18 protein-coding genes and 1 tRNA gene are annotated in these 19,076 nt (G+C 61.9%); 11 read left to right on the top strand and 8 right to left on the bottom strand.

The window, feature by feature from the left end; all coding sequences use genetic code 11:
* Positions 1-95: 95 nt before the first annotated feature.
* Together NLY42_RS27850 and rpoZ are read right to left on the bottom strand one after the other, a co-directional pair.
* Entirely contained in the window at positions 96-2,327 is a 2,232-nt protein-coding gene (locus tag NLY42_RS27850; protein ID WP_023743763.1) for a RelA/SpoT family protein, read from the bottom strand.
* Positions 2,328-2,454: 127 nt separating this feature from the next.
* On the bottom strand, positions 2,455-2,856 hold the full coding sequence (gene rpoZ / locus NLY42_RS27855; protein WP_023670235.1) for a DNA-directed RNA polymerase subunit omega: 402 nt from the start codon (positions 2,854-2,856) through the stop codon (positions 2,455-2,457).
* 331 nt (positions 2,857-3,187) lie between these two features.
* Here rpoZ and NLY42_RS27860 point away from each other — a divergent pair, with 331 nt between their 5' ends.
* Complete coding sequence (locus NLY42_RS27860; RefSeq protein WP_023670234.1) at positions 3,188-3,769, top strand: LabA-like NYN domain-containing protein; 582 nt, start codon at positions 3,188-3,190, stop codon at positions 3,767-3,769.
* Entirely contained in the window at positions 3,766-4,431 is a 666-nt protein-coding gene (locus NLY42_RS27865; protein ID WP_023754779.1) for a uracil-DNA glycosylase, read from the top strand. Before NLY42_RS27860 ends, NLY42_RS27865 begins: the two co-directional genes overlap by 4 nt.
* 268 nt (positions 4,432-4,699) lie before the next feature.
* On the opposite strand, the gene NLY42_RS27870 is transcribed toward NLY42_RS27865, so the two are convergent.
* The 3 genes from NLY42_RS27870 to dapA all read right to left on the bottom strand — a co-directional run bounded on the left by NLY42_RS27870 (position 4,700) and on the right by dapA (position 6,876).
* Positions 4,700-5,407 (bottom strand): glycoside hydrolase family 25 protein, encoded by a 708-nt coding sequence (locus NLY42_RS27870; RefSeq protein WP_023754780.1) that lies wholly within the window; start codon positions 5,405-5,407, stop codon positions 4,700-4,702.
* An 82-nt stretch (positions 5,408-5,489) separates the two neighbouring features.
* Positions 5,490-5,969: an SsrA-binding protein SmpB gene (gene smpB / locus NLY42_RS27875; RefSeq protein WP_023687280.1), complete on the bottom strand. Its 480-nt coding sequence runs from the start codon at positions 5,967-5,969 to the stop codon at positions 5,490-5,492.
* A 25-nt stretch (positions 5,970-5,994) separates the two neighbouring features.
* Entirely contained in the window at positions 5,995-6,876 is an 882-nt protein-coding gene (gene dapA, locus NLY42_RS27880; protein WP_023727558.1) for a 4-hydroxy-tetrahydrodipicolinate synthase, read from the bottom strand.
* Positions 6,877-7,153: 277 nt separating this feature from the next.
* Between dapA and NLY42_RS27885 the strand changes: the two genes are divergently transcribed.
* Together NLY42_RS27885 and NLY42_RS27890 are read left to right on the top strand one after the other, a co-directional pair.
* The gene (locus tag NLY42_RS27885) at positions 7,154-9,187 is read left to right on the top strand and encodes a lytic transglycosylase domain-containing protein (RefSeq protein WP_023754781.1); all 2,034 of its coding nucleotides are present in this window, start codon (positions 7,154-7,156) and stop codon (positions 9,185-9,187) included.
* 311 nt (positions 9,188-9,498) lie between these two features.
* The gene (locus NLY42_RS27890; RefSeq protein WP_023709789.1) at positions 9,499-10,401 is read left to right on the top strand and encodes an alpha/beta fold hydrolase; all 903 of its coding nucleotides are present in this window, start codon (positions 9,499-9,501) and stop codon (positions 10,399-10,401) included.
* Between the two features lie 59 nt (positions 10,402-10,460).
* Here the strand turns inward: NLY42_RS27890 and NLY42_RS27895 are convergent, their stop codons facing one another.
* Together NLY42_RS27895 and NLY42_RS27900 are read right to left on the bottom strand one after the other, a co-directional pair.
* A complete protein-coding gene (locus NLY42_RS27895) occupies positions 10,461-11,537 on the bottom strand; it encodes a tyrosine-type recombinase/integrase (RefSeq protein WP_023754782.1) in 1,077 nt (358 codons plus the stop codon).
* Positions 11,538-11,777: 240 nt separating this feature from the next.
* A complete protein-coding gene (locus NLY42_RS27900; protein ID WP_023754783.1) occupies positions 11,778-12,950 on the bottom strand; it encodes a porin in 1,173 nt (390 codons plus the stop codon).
* A 464-nt stretch (positions 12,951-13,414) separates the two neighbouring features.
* Here NLY42_RS27900 and NLY42_RS27905 point away from each other — a divergent pair.
* From NLY42_RS27905 to NLY42_RS27915, 3 genes are all read left to right on the top strand, one after another.
* Positions 13,415-13,505: transfer RNA gene (locus NLY42_RS27905), tRNA-Ser, on the top strand.
* 251 nt (positions 13,506-13,756) lie between these two features.
* Positions 13,757-13,999 carry a GIY-YIG nuclease family protein gene (locus NLY42_RS27910; protein ID WP_023670218.1) on the top strand — a complete coding sequence of 81 codons (243 nt, stop codon included), beginning with the start codon at positions 13,757-13,759 and terminating at the stop codon, positions 13,997-13,999.
* Between the two features lie 123 nt (positions 14,000-14,122).
* The gene (locus tag NLY42_RS27915; RefSeq protein WP_023756386.1) at positions 14,123-15,316 is read left to right on the top strand and encodes a porin; all 1,194 of its coding nucleotides are present in this window, start codon (positions 14,123-14,125) and stop codon (positions 15,314-15,316) included.
* Positions 15,317-15,387: 71 nt separating this feature from the next.
* Here NLY42_RS27915 and NLY42_RS27920 read toward each other — a convergent pair whose 3' ends face one another.
* Positions 15,388-15,567: a hypothetical protein gene (locus NLY42_RS27920; RefSeq protein WP_023756385.1), complete on the bottom strand. Its 180-nt coding sequence runs from the start codon at positions 15,565-15,567 to the stop codon at positions 15,388-15,390.
* On the opposite strand from NLY42_RS27920, the gene NLY42_RS27925 reads away from it, so the two are divergent.
* The 4 genes from NLY42_RS27925 (at position 15,566) to NLY42_RS27940 (ending at position 19,070) form a co-directional block, all read left to right on the top strand.
* Entirely contained in the window at positions 15,566-16,678 is a 1,113-nt protein-coding gene (locus NLY42_RS27925; RefSeq protein WP_023754785.1) for a pyridoxal phosphate-dependent aminotransferase, read from the top strand. The two genes, NLY42_RS27920 and NLY42_RS27925, sit on opposite strands and share 2 nt — an antisense overlap.
* A gap of 146 nt (positions 16,679-16,824) precedes the next feature.
* A complete protein-coding gene (locus NLY42_RS27930) occupies positions 16,825-17,115 on the top strand; it encodes an acylphosphatase (RefSeq protein WP_023709796.1) in 291 nt (96 codons plus the stop codon).
* Positions 17,116-17,184: 69 nt separating this feature from the next.
* Positions 17,185-17,841 (top strand): TetR/AcrR family transcriptional regulator, encoded by a 657-nt coding sequence (locus tag NLY42_RS27935; protein WP_023754786.1) that lies wholly within the window; start codon positions 17,185-17,187, stop codon positions 17,839-17,841.
* Positions 17,842-17,906: 65 nt separating this feature from the next.
* Positions 17,907-19,070: an isovaleryl-CoA dehydrogenase gene (locus tag NLY42_RS27940; protein WP_023754787.1), complete on the top strand. Its 1,164-nt coding sequence runs from the start codon at positions 17,907-17,909 to the stop codon at positions 19,068-19,070.
* Positions 19,071-19,076: the final 6 nt, after the last annotated feature.

Below are 19,076 nucleotides of genomic sequence, written 5' to 3' on the forward strand. Positions count from 1 at the left end.
GAAATGGTGAATGGTGAATGGTGAATGGTGAATGGTGAATGGTAGTGAGAGCGCCTTCTTTCACTATTCACTATTCACTATTCACTATTCACTATTCACCCATTCACACGCCGCGCATCGCTGACGCTCGAATTATCCTTGAGCTGCGACAGCAGCCGGTTGAGGTGCTTCAGATCCCAGACTTCGAGATCGATCAGCATTTCGGTGAAGTCGGGCGCGGTGCGCACCATCGACAGCGTATGAATGTTGGCGTCGTTGGAGGCAACGACCTGGGCGATATCGGCGAGCGAGCCCGGCGCGTTGATGGCGGTGACCGAGACGCGCGCCGGAAAGCGCTCCTTGGTCTGCTCGTCAATGTCCCAGCGCACGTCGATCCAGCGCTCCGGCTGGTCGTCGAAGGCCTGCAGCGCCGGCGACTGGATGGGATAGATGGTGATGCCGGTGCCCGGCTGGACAATGCCGACGATGCGGTCGCCTGGCACGGCCCCTTCCGGCGCGAAACGCACCGGCAGGTCGCCGCGCACGCCGCGGATCGGTACCGCGCCATCGCGCGGCTGGTCCTTGTCCTTGCGCGCGGCTCGGGTGCCGGGCATCTGGAACAGCATGCCGGCGGCGTTGCGGATCTTCGACCAGCCCTCCTCGCGCTGCTTGGGGGCGCTGACAGTGACACGCTCGTCCTTGTAGTCTGGGAAGACCGCCTTCATGACGTCGGTCGAGGCAAGTTCGCCGCGCCCGACCGAGGCAAGGACATCCTCGATGTCCTTGCGCGCCAGCCGGTGCAGCACCGGCTTCAGGCTTTCCTTGGTGAAAGTCTTGCCGGCGCGCTCGAAGGCGCGCTCGAGAATGCGGGCACCAAGACCTGAATATTGCTTGCGAATGGCGTTCTTGGTGGCGCGGCGGATGGCTGAACGCGCCTTGCCTGTGACCACCACCGACTCCCACGCCGCCGGCGGCACTTGCGCCTTGGAGCGGATGATCTCGACCTCGTCGCCGTTCTTAAGTTCCGTCATTAGCGGCATGATGCGGCCGTTGACCTTGGCGCCGACGCAGGTGTCGCCGACATCGGTGTGCACGGCATAGGCGAAGTCGATGGGCGTGGCGCCGCGCGGCAGAGCGATCAGCATGCCCTTGGGCGTGAAGCAGAATACCTGGTCCTGGAACAGCTCCAGCTTGGTATTTTCGAGGAAGTCTTCCGGGTTGTCGCCTTCTGCCAGTTGCTCGATGGTGCGCCGCAGCCAGGCATAGGCGTTGGTCTCCTTCGAGATCGCATGGGCGGCGCCGTTCGTCTTGCCGCCGGTGTCCTTGTAGATCGAATGGGCGGCGACGCCATATTCGGCGATCTTGTTCATCTCGCGGGTACGGATCTGCAGTTCGACGCGCTGGCGCGAGGGGCCGACAATGGTGGTGTGGATCGAACGGTAGTCGTTCTGCTTGGGCGTCGAGATGTAATCCTTGAAGCGGCCAGGCACCATCGACCATGTGGTGTGGATGGCGCCGAGCGCGCGGTAACAGTCTTCGACGCTGTCGAGGACGACGCGGAAGCCGAAGATGTCTGAGAGCTGCTCGAAGGACAGCGCCTTGGCCTCCATCTTGCGGAACACCGACCACGGCTTCTTCTGCCGGCTCTTCACGCCGGCGTTGATGGCATGCTTTTCGAACAGCGCTGACAGCGCCTTTTCGATGTCGGTCAGCACGCCCTTGTTGCGCTCGAATATCTCGGCAAGCCGCGCGGTGACGGCGCGATAGGCTTCCGGATTGATGAAGCGGAAGGCGATCTCTTCCAGTTCCTCGCGCATGCCTTGCATGCCCATGCGCCCGGCGAGCGGCGCATAGATGTCCATCGTCTCCTCGGCGATGCGCAGGCGCTTGGCCTCGGGCATGTGGTCGAGGGTGCGCATGTTGTGCAGACGGTCGGCGAGCTTGACCAGCAGAACGCGGACATCCTCCGAGATGGCCAGCAACAGCTTGCGCAGGTTTTCCGCCTGCTCGGCCTTCTTGGAGACGAGATCGAGCTTCTTCAGCTTGGTCAGGCCTTCGACCAGCTTGCCCATTTCGGGGCCGAACAGATCGTCGATCTCGGCCCGCGTCGCGGTGGTGTCCTCGATCGTGTCATGCAGCAAGGCGACGGCGATCGTCGCCTCGTCCATGTGCATTTCGGTGAGGATGGCGGCGACTTCGAGCGGATGCGAGAAATAGGGATCGCCGGAAGCGCGCTTCTGGTGGCCATGCTTCTGCATGGCGTAGACATAGGCCTTGTTGAGCAGCGCCTCGTTGACGTCAGGCTTGTAGCGCGCGACGCGCTCGACAAGCTCATACTGACGCATCATGGGCGGGTTCTCACGGTGCTGAAATGATTGATGCGCCGCACTGATGTACGGCGCATCTCATAGATAGCCACGAAACTCACGGGACGGAAGTGCCGGAACCATATTCCCGGCAGGTCCAGGGCAGCGATTAGTAGTCGTCGCTCTTTTCCGGGGGAACCAGGCCCTCGATGCCGGCCAAAAGGTCTTCCTCGGTCATGCGATCAAAGGTGACGTTTTCTTCCGCGTCGTCGGCGTCGGTAGCTGCAACTGCGTTGCCGGTCTGGTCGGCGATCGCCTCGCCGTCGGCCTCGGGCTCGTCAACCTCGACATGCTTCTGCAGCGAGTGGATCAGATCTTCCTTGAGGTCGTCGGGCGACAGCGTCTCGTCGGCGATCTCGCGCAGCGCCACGACCGGGTTCTTGTCGTTGTCGCGCGGCACGGTGATCGGCGCGCCCTGGCTGATCTGGCGGGCGCGATGGCCGGCGAGCAGCACGAGCTCAAAGCGGTTGTCGACCTTGTCGATGCAGTCTTCAACGGTTACGCGGGCCATTGATTGCCCCTTTCATGCCTGGATTTGATGGAAAACAGGCGCGGTCCATAACCCGAACGCCGCCGAAATACAAGCATTATGGCGCTGTGGCCTCGTGGGCTGGCGGATGCCAGTTTCTGGGCGCCGGTGAATGCCTTGCCGGCGAAGCCCGCCTACCGGCGACGACACGGCTCCGATCACAATTGCTTGCAGTGCGCCCCGGCACCCTTGGATTGCCGTAAAACTGGCGCTATCTCGGTTGACGATAGGTCAGCCGGTTTATTTACGAGCCGAGCGATATAACGACCCATTTCGATTAGTCCGCCACCTATTTCGAAAAAGGAATATTGCCATGTTCGACCCCCGTGAAAAAATCGCTCTATTCATAGACGGCGCCAATCTCTACGCCACCTCGCGCGCACTCGGCTTCGACATAGACTACCGCAAACTGCTGTCCAGCTTCCAGAAGCGCGGCTATTTGCTGCGGGCCTATTACTACACCGCTCTGGTCGAGGATCAGGAATACTCTTCGATCCGTCCCTTGATCGACTGGCTCGACTATAATGGCTTCAAGGTGGTGACCAAGCCGGCCAAGGAGTTCACCGACTCGACCGGCCGCCGCAAGATCAAGGGCAATATGGACATCGAACTGACCGTCGATGCGCTCGAACTTGCCGATGTCGTCGACCACTATGTCATCTTCTCCGGCGACGGCGATTTCCGCACACTGGTCGAAGCGCTACAGCGGCGCGGCCGCAAGGTCTCGATCGTCTCGACCATGGCCTCGCAACCGCCGATGATCTCGGACGATCTGCGCCGCCAGGCCGACCATTTCATCGATTTGACCTCGCTGAAGAACGAGGTCGGCCGCGATCCCTCCGAACGGCCGGTGCGCAGGCCCGAGCCGGCCGAAGTCGAAGAGGAAGACTATTGACGGCGGCGGCCTTGGAGGCCGCTCCCGAACCCGACCGCGACTGCCCCCTCTGCCCACGCCTGCATGATTTCATCTCAGACTGGCGACGGCGCGAGCCGTCGTGGTTCAACGCGCCGGTGCCGACCTTCCTGCCGCCTGATGGCGAGGACGCCGTCGAGCTGCTGATCGTCGGGCTGGCGCCCGGCCTGCGCGGCGCCAACCGCACCGGGCGACCGTTCACCGGCGACTATGCCGGCGACCTGCTCTACTCAACGATGATCGCTCACGGTTTTGCCCGCGGCGAGTTCAAGGCGCGGCCGGATGACGGGCTCGAACTGATCGGCACCGCGATCACCAATGCGGTGCGCTGCGTGCCGCCGGAGAACAAGCCGGTCGGCGCCGAGATCTCCACTTGCCGCAGCTTTCTGGTGCCGACGATCGCGCGCTTTCCAAAATTGCGCGCCGTGCTGGCGCTGGGCTCGATCGCCCACCAGTCGACCGTCAGGGCGCTCGGTCAGCGCGTCGCTGCCTATCCGTTCAAGCACGGCGGTCGGTTGCCGGCCGGCGGCGTCACGCTGTTTTCCAGCTATCATTGCTCGCGCTACAACACAAACACCGGTGTTTTGACCGAACCCATGTTTGTCAAGGTATTCAGCGACATCGCCGCCTTCCTGCGCAATTAACGCCTTCAGAACCCCGCCAGCACGATCTTGCCCTTGGCTTGCCCGGGCGCGGATGACGAAGCTTGCCGAAAGGCAGGCATGACGAGACAGGCGCTCTCCAAAGCCTTGAGCGGCGACGGGAAGCCGGAATTGCGACAATCATGAAAGTCCCGGAAGCGCTCGGTCTGAAACCGACCTTCGTTAGCGCGCAGACTGGCCGGAACGCTGGGTAGGGCCGATCAGCGCCGCGATGTTTGGTTCCAATCTCGCGCCGGTCGAGCACGCCAGGTCAAGGCGCGGCAAACAACTCAGCCAGCTTCTCCTGCCCGCCCTTCAGCACATTCAGATCGACATCGCCGATGATACCGTCGACGCGGCCCATATTGTGGTACTGCCAGTAGATCCAGTCGTTGCGACCTGGCTCCAGGAGCAACGAGCGACGCCAGAGCGGGCGAACGTCGATTTTCCCGGCATAGGCGTCCTCAGCCTCGTCGGTCAGGTAGATGATCGCCGGCTTGCCGAACGCAGCTTCAACCGGTCCGAGGAAGGCCTGGAGTTCCGCGCTCAGCTGTTCCGGCGACGGGCGTTGCGGGCAGTTGCCGCCGAATTCGATGTCGACGACCGGTGGCAGCAGCGGCTGGTCGTGCGGCACCACCGCGATGAAATTTTTCGCCTGGTCGGCGCCCGGCCGGCAGAAGGTGAAGAAGTGATAGGCGCCGACGGCGAGGCCGGCCGCGCGCGCCTCGCGCAGATTCTTGGCGAAGGCATCGTCGACATGGTCGCCGCCCTCGGTCGCCTTGATGACCGCGAAGGCGACATCGTCGGCGGCAACGCGGCGCCAGTCGATCTCACCCTGATGATGGGAAACGTCGATACCCCTGACCGGATAGCTGTCACGATCCGGCGAGAAGGTCCGGAAATAGAAGAAGCCGCCTGCCGCGACGAGGCCGGCAAAGACCAGACTGGCCGCACCCCAGAGGATGATCCGGTTCTTCAAACCTTTCCCCATCGTGTGTCGCTGCTGCAGCTGTTCGAAACTTGAAAGCCGACGTCTGGCTTTTCTGGGACTGCCCGAGGTTCTAGCCGCGTTCCTTCATGAGCCGGCCCTTTTCGCGCGACCAGTCGCGCTGCTTTTCGCTCTCGCGCTTGTCGTGCAGTTTCTTACCGCGGCCGACGGCGAGCAGCAGCTTGGCACGGCCCTGGTCGTTGAAGTAGATTTTCAGCGGCACCAGCGTCATGCCTTCGCGATCGATGCTCTGCGCCAGTTTTGCCATCTCGCGCTTGTTGAGCAGCAGCTTGCGGCGCCGCCTGGGCTCGTGGTTGAAGCGGTTGGCCTGCAGATATTCCGGCAGATAGGAGTTGATCAGCCAGATCTCGCCGCCCTCGACCGAGGCGTAGCTGTCCTGGATGTTGGCCTGACCCTGGCGCAACGACTTGACCTCGGTGCCGGTCAGCACAAGGCCGGCCTCGACCGTGTCGAGCACCTCATAGGAAAACCGCGCCTTGCGGTTTTCCGCAACGGTCTTGTTGTTGGGATCGGCTTTTCTGACCTGGTTCATGATGCGGAGAGGTGGCGCCTCATCCTTAATTTATCAAGCCGGCGTGTTTCATCGCCGCATCGATCTTCTCGGCGGTCGACGCCTCGATGGTCACCAGCGGCGAGCGCACCACGTTCTCGACCTTGCCAATTTTCGACAGCGCGTATTTGACGCCGCACAGGCCGGGCTCGAGGAAGATGGCCTTGTGCAGCGGCAGCAGACGGTCCTGCAATTCCAGCGCCTTGGCGCTGTCACCGGACAGTGTGGCTTCCTGGAATTCGGCGCACAGCCGCGGCGCGACATTCGACGTCACCGAGATGCAGCCGACACCGCCATGAGCGTTGAAGCCGAGGGCAGAGGCATCCTCACCTGAAAGCTGGATGAACTCCTTGCCGCAGGTGGCGCGCTGTTCGGACACGCGCTCGACCTTGCCGGTGGCATCCTTGACGCCGACGATGTTCTTGAAGTCGTGCGCCAGCCTGCCCATCGTCTCCGGCATCATGTCGATCACCGAGCGCGGCGGGATGTTGTAAATGATGATCGGCAGCTTGGTCGCCCTGGCGACGGCAGCGAAATGCTCGTACAAGCCGCGCTGTGTTGGCTTGTTGTAATAAGGCGTGACGACCAGAGCGGCGTCGGCGCCCGCCTGCTCGGCATACTGCACCAGACCGACCGCTTCAGCGGTGTTGTTGGAGCCGGCGCCGGCGACGACCGGAGCGCGGCCCTTGGCCACATCGATGCAGACCTTGACGACATGGCGATGCTCGTCATGCGACAGCGTCGGCGACTCACCGGTGGTGCCGACCGGGACGAGGCCCGTCGTGCCCTCGCCAAGTTGCCATTCGACGAAGGCGCGAAAGGCTTTCTCGTCGAAACGCCCGCTCTTTTCGAACGGTGTCACGAGCGCAGTAAGCGAGCCTCTCAGCATGTCGTCCAACTCCTTGGGACTTGTTTGTTTATGCGTGTCATCGTCCCAAAACCGGTTCCCGCTTTTGGGCGACTGCATCGGGCGCCTTCTAGCCGAAAGCGAAGCCGCGCACCATAGTCTCGACACTGTTGCGCGGCAAGCATGCCGATGGTGCCAGCAAGCGCAATTCGAACGGCCTCGATAACCCTTTGTTTACGGGCTCTTCACGACCTAAGTCTAGGCTCTCGGGCACCTGGGCTTGCCATCTAAAGTGCCGCAACAGGGAAAGATCAGGATCATGCCGGCCGGTCGGCCACTCCGCTTCATATTGCTTGGCGCCGTTGCCCTGCTGATAGTGGGGACGGCGGCAAACGAGAGCGTCGACGAGCAGACGACCTCATCGATCCCGATGCCCGACATGCAAGACAGAGCGCAGACCGATGCGCCCTCCCCCAGTATCGTCGTGCTGAAAAGCGGTCTCGACGCATTGGCGACCGGCGATATCGCCGCGGCGCGAGCCGTGCGCGAAACATTGCCGGCCAATTCGCTGGACCGCCATATCCTGGCCTGGGCAATCGCGCTCTATGGCGGCGACCATGTGCCGAGCAGCGAGATTGCCGATACCGCAAAGATGCTGCCGAACTGGCCGGGCACCATGGCCTTGCGCAAGAACAGCGAGCGCGCGCTCTACCGCGAAAGCCCGTCGCCGCAGACCGTGGTGAAAGCCTTTGACGGCAGCCAGCCGCTGACCTTTCAAGGCGTGGTCATCCTTGCCCGTTCTTATGTAGCTCTTGGCAACACCAAGGCTGCGCTTTCCGTGCTGTCGCCATTCTGGCGCACCGAGAAGCTGGAAACCAGGGACGAGGCGGCCGTCAGCAAGGAGTTTGGCGCCATCATTCCGGCTGCCGACCATCGTTTCCGCATGGAACGGATGTTTTATGCCGACCGGGAGAATTCGGCACTGCGGGTCGCAGCCCTTGCCGGCGCGCAACCGCTGGCCGATGCCTGGGCCGCCGCCTCGCGTGGCGACAAGAACGCGGCCAAGCTGTTGAAAGCGGTGCCTGCCGCGCAGCAATCGGCCGGCTATTTCTTCGCGCAAGCCGAATATCTGCGCAAGCAGCGGAAGTTTGCGGACGCCGCCGCGGTGATGATGAAAGCGCCAACGAACCGCGACGCGCTGGTCGATCCCGATGCCTGGTGGGTCGAGCGCCGCGTGCTGTCGCGCGCACTGGTCGACCAGGGCGACTGGAAGACCGCCTACAAGATCGTTGCCGCGCATGCCGCCGAAAGCCCCGCCAGCGCCGCCGAGGCCGAATTCCACGCCGGCTGGTATGCGTTGCGCGGCCTCAACGATCCTGCGACGGCCTCGACCCATTTTGCCCGCATCGCCGATCTCGCGCAGGGACCGATGTCGCTGTCACGCGCCTATTACTGGCTTGGCCGCGCGGCGGAAGTCGGCGGTCCCGGCAATGCGAAGGATTATTTCACCAAGGCGGCAGCCTATGGCACCACTTTCTACGGGCAGTTGGCGGCGGAACGGGTTGGCTTGCGCACGCTGAACATCGTCTATCCCGAGCCAAGCACTGCCGACCGCCAAAGCTTTGACGGCCGCGAAGCCGTCAGCGCCATCAAGCGGCTGCAGGAGGCGGGCTACGACCGCTATGCCGAGACGCTTTACCGCGACCTCGCCGGGCAGTTGACCAGCCCCGGCGAGCTGGCGCTGCTTGCGGTGCTGGCGGAAAAGCAGGGCAATCATTTCATGGCGCTGAAGATCGGCAAGATCGCCGGCGCGCGCGGCATCGATGTCGGCGCGCTGTCGCATCCGCTGGGCGTCATTCCCGACACCGCCGACATATCCGGCTCGGGCAAGGCGCTGGCCTATGCGATCGCCCGCCAGGAAAGCGAATTCAATGTCGGCGCCGTCTCCAGCGCCGGCGCGCGCGGCCTGCTGCAGCTGATGCCGGGCACCGCCAAGCAATTGGCGAAGAAGGCCGGCGTGACCTTCTCGCAGGATCGGCTGACCAGCGACGCCGGCTACAATGCGACGTTGGGGGCTGCCTTCCTCGGCGAGCAGCTCGACCGCTTCGGCGGCTCCTATGTGCTGACCTTCGCCGGCTACAATGCCGGCCCTAACCGCGCCAGCCAATGGGTAGCCAAGTACGGCGACCCGCGCGGCAAGGGCATCGACGCCGTCGTCGACTGGATCGAGCGAATTCCCTACACCGAAACAAGAAGTTACGTGCAGCGCGTGATGGAGAATTACGAGGTCTACAAGATGCGCATTTCGGGGAAGTACGATATCGTTGGGGATTTGGTGAACGGAAGAGGCTGAGGCCGCAGAGCTGTCGCCACGGGCAGACGTTGGCGATCCTTGGCGCCCCCCTCTGGCCTGCCGGCCATCTCCCCCACGAGGGGGGAGATCAGCTGTCATTGCCGATTTCGCCAATCTCCAACGTCGAAGGAAGGGCGTAGCACCTGAACCGCCAATCTCCCCCCTCGTGGGGGAGATGTCCGGCAGGACAGAGGGGGGCGCTGTCCCTCCGACATTTCCAAGAGTGTCAGCTTGCCGACAACCCTCGATTTGACCGCTCCCACCCTCGCCTGTAGCAGACGGAGACAATCCGGCCAGGGAGTCCTTTTAATATGTCGAGCACCGACGGCTTCTCCGACTTTTTCTACACCGCGCCGGACGGGCTCAAGCTTCACGCCCGCGTCTATGGCGAGACCAATTCGGCAGACTGGCAGGTCGTTTGCCTGGCCGGCCTGACCCGCAACGCGCGCGATTTCCATGAGCTGGCGCTTTATCTGTCGCAGCGGACCGACAATCCGCGCAAGGTCATCGCCTTCGACTATCGCGGCCGCGGCCAGTCCGCTTACGACCCTGATATCGGCCACTACACTATCGGCATCGAGGCCGGCGATGTCCTCGCCGGACTGGCCGCTCTGAACGTCGAGGAAGCGGCCTTCGTCGGCACCTCGCGCGGCGGGCTGATCATCCACGTGCTCGGCGCGCTGCGGCCAGCCGCGCTGAAAGCCGTTGTGCTGAACGACATCGGACCGGTGATCGAGGCCGCGGGGCTCGCCCATATCCAAACCTATCTCGACCCGGCACCGAAACCGAAGAGCCGCGCTGAGGCGATCGATGCGCAACGCGTCGCGCACGGCGCGGATTTTCCCGCGCTGACGGCAGCGGATTGGGAGCGGATGGTGTCGGCCCTTTACCGGGAGACGGGCGAAGGTCTCCTGCTGCCGGATTTCGACCCGCGGCTGGTCCAGACGGTGGCGGGCCTCGACCTCAGCAAGCCGTTGCCGGATCTGTGGCCACAGTTCGAGGCGCTGGCGGCCATACCTTTGCTTGCCATTCGCGGCGCCAACTCGAAACTCCTGTCGGCCGACACACTCGACGAGATGCAAAAGCGTCATTCCGGCATGGAAGCGATCACCGTCGAGGGCCAGGGCCATGCGCCCTTCCTGGAGACAGGCAATCTGCCGGGCGCTATCGCGGCTTTCCTGGATGGAGTACCAAATTCTGCCCAGAAAAAGTAAACCCCAAGATCAAATATGATCCTGGGGTTGCCGCGGCAGTATATGAAAGCCTTGGTTAACTATTTGGCTTTCGAGCTTTTCCGGGGCGTCTTGGGTGCCTTCGCCGCTGCCGCTTTGCCCTTTTGGGCAGGCGCTGGCACTGAGGCCGTGGTCAGCGGCGACGCGAAGGCGGAGTTTTTTCCATCGCCGGACAGCCCTTCGCCGCGGGGCGTTTCCAGCACGACAACGCAGCCGTCGAGATCGTTGGTGGCCAGATGCGCATAGCGCATGGTCATCGAAAGTGTCTGATGGCCGAGCCACATCTGAACGCGCCGGATGTCGATGCCGCCCTGGACCAGACGTGAGGCACAGGTGTGACGCAAGATATGCGGAACCACCTGGTCGTCGGCGCCGAGGCCGACCTCGGCCTTGGCATCGTTCCAGATGGCGCGAAACTGCGCCTGGCTGAGTTTGGTGAACGGACCCTTGGGCCGGCGGCCCTCTGACGGCGGCAGTTTGATCACCTCTTTGACCCGCTCGGTCATCGGGATGGTGCGGCTGCGGCCGGATTTGGTGATCCAGAACGAGACGCGATGTTCCTGGATGTCGTTCCAGATCAGTCCGAGCGCCTCGCCGAGGCGGCAGCCGCTGTCGACAAGAAAGACCGAGAGACGGTAGGCATCTTCGCTGCGGGTCCTGATGGCGGCAAACAGCCTTGCTTCTTCGTCCCTTTCGAGGAAACGAATCCGACCCGCCCGCTCCTTCTGGCGGCGGAACTCGGGCAGGCTGTGGATATCTCCCATCTTGTAAGCCTTGCGCAGCAGTTTGCTGAGGGCAGCCATCTTTCGATTGATGGTTGCGTTGCTGTTGCCGCGCTGGCGCAAGGTGCCGATAAGATTATCAAGGGTGCTCTGGTCAAAGGCGCTGAACCGTTCTCCGAGGAGAATCTCGTCTATTTCGCCGATGAAGGAGCTGACATTGTATTTGTGTCGTCCATCATCCCAGAGTATGTCTCGGTATGCTGAAAAAAGCTCCCCGACCCGGTGCGACTTTACTTCTCTGATCTTGTTGTAGCTGTATTTTATCTTCGCATTTTGAGAAGAGAACATTGAGAAATGTTCGGAGGGGTTGCCCTCTTGTATCGCGTCGATGGTCATAATTTGCCACACCCCCGAGTGGATAGAGTCAGACCTACCCGCTTGGAAGCGTCCTTTCAAGAGATTTAATCACGCAGTTGTGAATTCACCCGCCCATCAGCGGATCCCACGAACTCACCCTACGGACTGTTCAGCTGCCGATTCCCCCTGTTCCTTCTGCTTGTCTTGACCCAGTCACGAAACAAAACAGCCCGGGCGTTGAAGCGCCCGGGCTGGTATTCACCTGTCGTAAGCCAGCTCTTAGAACGAGCGCTGGAAGCGGAGCATGCCGCCGATGGCGTCGTCGTCCCGGGCATCGGTCCAATCGGAGTCGCCAACGTTGATGTAGTCGACTTCGGCCGTGACCGTGAAGCCGGGAACGACGTCGTAGGCGATGTTCGCCGCGGCGCCGAAGTTCTTGTCTTCGTCATACGAAAGCTGGACGTTGAACGAGGTCTTCTCGTTGATGGTGTAGGTGCCACCACCCCAGACTGCCCAGTTGCCGCCCCACTGCTTGTAGAAGCCGCGGCCGCCGGCCGGGATTGCCCAGGTCGGATCCGACAGATTGTCGTCGGTGCCGTAGCCGCCAATGATGAACAGCGACAAGTTCTGCATCGGGGTGACGTCCAAACGAACCTTGCCGGCGACTTCTTCGTAGTTGCTGTCGTAAGCAATGACGCCGGTGATGGCCCCCCAGCCCTGCGTATACTTCAGACCGCCGACGACATGCGGAACATAGCTGTCGATGGTGCCGACGACGCCAGCGCCTTCTTCGAGCGAGAGGACGGCGGAGAAGCCGTTGCCGGCATCGAAGTAGTACTGGATGACGTTGGTGTCGAAGCCGCCGTAGGGAACCAGCGTATCGTTGATGACGCTGCCTGCGTAGCCGATGAACGTGTTGAAGGCCGATTCGTCTTTACCAACACGGAGACCACCGAGCTGGATCCAGGCGAAGTTCAGCGAAACGCTCTTCATGCCGGCCGGATTGCTATCGATAAAGGCTTCATTGACGAGGGGGGTGTTCGGATTATCAGGGGTGTTGACGCCGTACCGGTTGTTGTTGCCGAAGTTGAAGCGGGTCTCGGTGTAGGTCTTCAAGGTGCCGAGTTCGGTTTCCTGGTTGGTCCAGGTCTTGAAGGTGGCGCGGGCATTCTTGTACCAGGTGTCCTGCACGTCGCCATCTTCGTGGTCGACCGACTCCGCACCCGTGAATGCGCCGACGTCGCCGGCGCCGATATCATAGCGGACATAGCCGCCGATGCGCAGGCAGGTTTCGGTGCCGGGAATGTAGAAGTAGCCCGAGCCGTAAACGTCGCAAATCTTGACGTATTCAGCCGGTTCCGGCTCGGCGACGACGACGGCGTCGGCGGCGCGCGCACCGGAAACTGCGATCAAGGCCGCAGCGGAGCCGAGGAGAAGGCTCTTAATGTTCATTTTCTGACCTCCAGTCAAAAGTTAAAAAACGGGTCTGGGTATTCTTTGCTGAAGGACAGCGTTCCCTGCCCCATCCCCACTACCGAAAAAGATGCGCACCGCGCCGCTCCTTCGAAATCGACATTACCCATGAGGCGGCGGCGTTCAACCACGATCGTACCGGCGAAAGGGCTATGCGGGCGCTATCCCCATGCGTTGTTGCACAAATGACACGATTTGGCCTCAGTCAGAAAGCTCTCATTAACTATCGAAGGGCCCGCAAGCCTTATCCAGCGCCGCGCAATGCGGCCGAATCCGGCGATGGCCGGCCAGAATTGCGGCCATGTCGCCGACTCGCCAGCCAGGGAACTGCCGTAGAATCGCCGCATGCAAAAGGCGCCGCTGCGGCCGAATGCGGATTTTTCAACGATTATCGCGCCGGCTTGTTGATTGTGCCGGCGCTTTTCTCTATCCAGCGGCGCAACGGAGAGGTGGCCGAGTGGTCGAAGGCGCTCCCCTGCTAAGGGAGTAGAGGTCAAAAGCTTCTCGTGGGTTCGAATCCCATCCTCTCCGCCATCCTGCTTCGCTCTTCGAGCTTCGCAGGACAAGCCCAACCCTCAGCGCGAAGCATGCCCTCCGAAGCCTTGGCGTAGGAGGGCCGGACCGTGTGGTGTGCTACCTGCCGTACAGCGTAAGCCCAGAGAATCCCTTGCAAAATTCGATTGGTCCTGCTTCGCCCTTCGAGCTTCGCAGGACAAGCCCACCTCAGCGCGAAGCAGGATGGCGGAGAGGATGCCCTCCGAAGCCCCGGCAAAGGAGAGCAGCTCATGTGGTATGTGTATCTTCTGGAGAGTACGGCTGCGGAAGGCGAACGCTATATCGGCATAACGACGGACCTGAAACGGCGGCTTGTCGAGCACAATGCGGGGAAATCCAGCCATACATCCAAGTTTCTGCCGTGGCGGATCGTCACCTATATGGCCTTTTCGAACCAGGCCAAGGCAGCTTCATTCGAGCGCTATCTCAAATCCGGTTCAGGGCATGCTTTCGCCAACAAGCGCCTGTGGTGATGGCCGCATCACCTGCCGCAGAGGTCCATCTTTTCAATAAACTTCAACAATAACAATTGATTACAGCGAAAACGCTTGTCGCCGGTTTCACTATCTTGTTCGATTCTGACTGGAGGTCAGAAAATGAACATTAAGAGCCTTCTTCTCGGCTCCGCTGCGGCCTTGATCGCAGTTTCCGGTGCGCGCGCCGCCGACGCCGTCGTCGTCGCCGAGCCGGAACCGGCTGAATACGTCAAGATCTGCGACGTCTATGGCGCCGGCTACTTCTACATCCCCGGCACCGAGACCTGCCTGCGCATCGGTGGCTATGTCCGCTACGACATCGGCGTGGGTGATGTCGGCTCGTTCGACGGTGCGAGGTCGTTCGACCATAAGGATGGCGACGAGCAGGATACCTTCTACAAGAATGCCCGTTTCACGCTGAAGACCTGGACCGGCCAGGAAACCGAGCTCGGCACCTTGAAGACCTACACCGAGACCCGCTTCAACTTCGGCAACCGCAACGGCTACCCGTCGGCAGACGATCCGACTACCGAAGCAGACGAGTTCAACTCCAACCCTGCCGGCAACAAGAACGTTTCGCTGAACTTCGCCTGGATCCAGCTCGGTGGCCTGCGCGTCGGTAAGGACGAATCGGCCTTCGACACGTTCATCGGCTACGCCGGCAACGTCCTCCAGGATACGCTCGTTCCCTACGGCGATTTCGATACCAACGTCGTCCAGTACTACTTCGATGCGGGCAATGGCTTCTCGGCCGTCGTCTCTCTCGAAGAAGGCTCCGGCACCGTTGGCACCATCGACAGCTACGTTCCGCATGTCGTCGGCGGTCTGAAGTATACGCAGGGCTGGGGCGCCATCACCGGCGTCGTCGCGTACGACAGCAACTATGAAGAAGTCGCCGGCAAGGTGCGTTTGGACATCACCCCGATGCAGAACCTATCGCTGTTCATCATGGGCGGCTACGGCACCGACGACAACCTGAATGACGACACGACCTTGATTCACAACGGCAACGCGATCAACGCCGGTGGCCGCGGTTTCTACAAGCAGTGGGGCGGCAACTGGGCATTCTGGGGTGGCGGCACCTACACCATAAACGAGAAGACCTCGTTTAATGCCCAGGTCTCGTATGACGAGTGGAAGAACCTCGGCGTCGCCGCGAACATCGCCTACGACGTTGTTCCCGGCTTCACGGTCACGGCCGAAGTCGACTACCTCAACGCAGGCAAGTTCGACGACGCCAACTTCTCCAACTTTACCGATGCCGACAAGAAGAGCAGCATCGGCGGTCTCCTCCGCTTCCAGCGCTCGTTCTAAGACGCTCAGCCTGGCTGAAAAGCAAACCCGGCGGGCAACCGCCGGGTTTTTTTGAAGCATCCGTCGCCATGTCATTGGCTGCAGCGGCCTTCAAAAGGCTGCCGCCTACCGGCAGTCAGGTCGTAGAGCGTGGCCACCCGCGCCGATTTCATCCCGGGCGTCATGGCCACTATTTCCAGCCGCGCCAGAACTTGCGCCGTCCTGTCGGGCACGCTAGCAAGAAGGCTCATCTTCTCGTGAGCTTTTGCCATGCGCCAGCGCCCTGCCCTCACGCCGCTTGTCGGCGCGCTTCCCTCCACGGTGCCGTTTGTCGGACCGGAAGCGCAGGAGCGCGAGCGCGGACGTGCTTTTCGCGCCCGCATCGGTGCCAATGAGAGCAGTTTCGGGCCTTCGCCGCGCGTTATCGCCCGTATGGAGCGCGTCGCGCGTGACCAGTGGATGTATTGCGATCCCGACAATTACGATCTGAAGCAGGCTGCGGCCCGCCATCTCGGCGTCGGCGCCGAAAACGTCGTGGTCGGCGAAGGCATAGACGGGCTGCTTAGCCTGGTGGCGCGCATGTATGTCGCGCCTGGCGACGCGGTGGTCACCTCGCTCGGCGCCTATCCGACGTTCAATTTCCACATTGCCGGCGCCGGCGGCCGGCTGGTCACGGTGCCTTACGAGAACGACAAGGAAAGTCTGGATGGACTGCTCAAGGCAATTATCAGGGAGAAGGCGCCGCTGGTCTATCTCTCCAATCCGGACAATCCGATGGGAAGCTGGTGGGAAGCAGGAGATATCACCCGCTTCGTCGAAGCGTTGCCGGAAACCACCATGCTGGTGCTCGACGAGGCCTATGGCGAATTGGGGCCGGCCTCGGCGCTGCCGCCGATCGATGTCGCGCGGCCCAACGTCATCCGCATGCGCACCTTCTCCAAGGCATACGGGCTGGCCGGCATTCGCTGCGGCTATGCGGTGGCCGAGGCTGAGGTGATCCGCGATTTCGAGAAGATCCGCAACCATTACGGCGTCAGCCGCATGGCGCAGATCGCCGGCGTCGAGGCGCTGGCCGACCAGGACTGGCTTCACAGCGTGGTGGCGCGAGTCGCTGCCGGACGCACACGTATAGCCGGGATTGCCGAGACGAACGGGCTGAAGCCGCTGCCATCGGCGACCAATTTCGTCACCATCGATTGCGGCAAGGACGGCGCCTTCGCGCTGAAAGTGCTGCAAAATCTTTTGTCGCGCGACGTGTTCATTCGCAAACCGATGGCGCCAGGGCTCGACCGTTGCATAAGGGTCAGCGTCGGCCTCGATCATGAGCTCGATATCTTTGCCGAGGAACTGCCCGGCGCGCTCGCCGCTGCGCGGGGAAATTAGCCCGGCCGATTGCCGTCGCGACACGGCCTGCCAATGCCGCCAAAGGCCAAGACAGAATCAGCCGGGTCCCCGGCTTCCGTCGATCCAACAACAATCCAACCGTTCAAGGCTGTTGCTTTCGTCCGATCCCGCGCCAGTTCTTGAGCATGGGAGATAACGACCGGCAAAAGGCGGTGCAGGCGCGCGTGCATGGTAAGGTGCAAGGCGTCGGCTATCGGATGTGGGCGCGACGCGAAGCGATAGGGCTTGGCCTCGTAGGTTGGGTACGCAATGAACGAGACGGCACGGTGACGGCCTCGATTGCCGGTGCCGATGCTGCGGTTTCCACAATGATCGAACGGCTCCGGCAAGGGCCACGGGGTGCTTCGGTTTCGAAGGTCGAGATCGAAGAATTCGAACTCCTCGACGCGCCCATCGACTTTCGGATCATTGTCTAGACGGAACCACTTTATTGCCGCTTGAATTAATCGAACGTTCGTTTTATTACTAAATACCGGGAGGCGATCATGGCACGCACAACGGGATCCGATGGCGAAAAAACTGAAGCGGCCGTCCGCGAGGCGGCGGTCAGCCTGATCGCCCGCTTCGGCTATGAGGCGACGTCGATGCGACAGCTTGCCGCCGAGGTCGGCGTCCAGGCGGCCGCGCTCTACCGCTATTTTCCGACCAAGGAAGACCTGCTGTTCACGCTGATGCGCGAACATATGGAAGGGCTGATCGAAGCGTGGGACGCCGCACGCCCCGACGCAGCCGATCCGGCAATGCGGCTTGCCGCCTATGTCGAAAACCACATCGCTTTCCACATCGAGCGCCGCCACTCCACCCATGTCTCGAACATGGAATTGCGCAGCCTGTCGCATGACCGGCTGACGCAGATCCTTCGCATGCGCACCGCCTATGAGAAGGAGTTGCGCGCCATCCTGCGCGACGGCGCGGAGGCCGGCGCCTTCAGTGTCGATGACACCGGGCTCACTGCCATGGCCCTGATCCAGATGATGACCGGCGTCATCGTCTGGTTCCGGCCGGGCGAGCGGCTGTCGATGGCTGAAGTCACGGCGACATATCTTTCAATGACAATGCGCCTGGTTGGCGCGAAGATCGACGGCAAGACTTACAGCGCCGCGCGTCCCTTCGGACGCGCAAAGGACGCTGTAGCATTTTGATTTCGCGCATGATCCTTTCCGGAAATCAAAGTTGATTTTCGGGGTCATGCGGCAGGAGGAACGGCATGTACACGAACACACTCAGCTTCGGGCATGACAAGGACATCGAGGCGCTGCGCGATCTGGTGCGCCGCTTTGCCCAGGAAAAAATAGCGCCGATCGCTGCCGAGATCGACCGCAGCAACCAGTTCCCCACGCATCTGTGGAAAGAGCTCGGCGCGCTCGGCCTTCTCGGCATCACCGCCGATCCCGATTTCGGCGGCAGCGGCATGGGCTATCTTGCCCACGTCATTGCGGTGGAAGAGATTTCGCGCGCCTCGGGCTCGGTTGGTCTCTCCTACGGCGCCCATTCGAACCTCTGCGTCAACCAAATCAACCGCTGGGCGACGCCGGCGCAGAAGGAGAAATTCCTGCCGGCATTGTGCTCGGGCGAAAGGGCAGGTGCGCTGGCCATGTCGGAATCGGGCGCCGGCTCCGACGTCGTCTCGCTCAAGCTGCGCGCCGAAAAGCGCAACGACCGCTATGTGCTCAACGGCTCGAAAATGTGGATCACCAACGGCCCCGACGCCGAAACGCTGGTGGTCTACGCCAAGACCGATCCGGAGCGGAAATCGCACGGCATCACCGCCTTCATCGTCGAAAAGACCATGGCCGGCTTCTCGGCATCGCCAAAGCTCGACAAGCTCGGCATGCGCGGCTCCAACACCGGCGAACTGGTGTTCGACAATGTCGAGGTGCCCTATGACAATGTGCTGCATGAGGAGGGCCGCGGCGTCGAGGTCCTGATGTCGGGCCTCGACTACGAGCGCACCGTGCTCGCCGGCGGACCGCTCGGGCTCATGGCGGCCTGTCTCGACGTTGCCGTCCCCTATGTGCATGAGCGCAAGCAGTTCGGCCAGCCGATCGGCGAGTTCCAGCTGGTTCAGGGCAAGCTCGCCGACATGTATTCGACGATGAACGCCGCGCGCGCGTACGTTTATGCCGTCGCGGCTGCCTGCGATCGCGGCCAGACGACACGCAAGGATGCCGCCGGCTGCGTGCTGTTTGCCGCCGAGAAGGCGACGCTGATGGCGCTCGACGCCATCCAGCTGCTTGGCGGCAACGGCTATACCAACGAGTATCCGACTGGCCGGCTGTTGCGCGACGCCAAGCTCTACGAAATCGGCGCCGGCACCAGCGAGATTCGACGCTGGCTGATCGGGCGCGAGATCATGGCGGAAGGGGTGTGAGCGATT

The sequence above is a fragment of the Mesorhizobium sp. C372A genome, assembly GCF_030323245.1.
GTDB lineage: Bacteria > Pseudomonadota > Alphaproteobacteria > Rhizobiales > Rhizobiaceae > Mesorhizobium.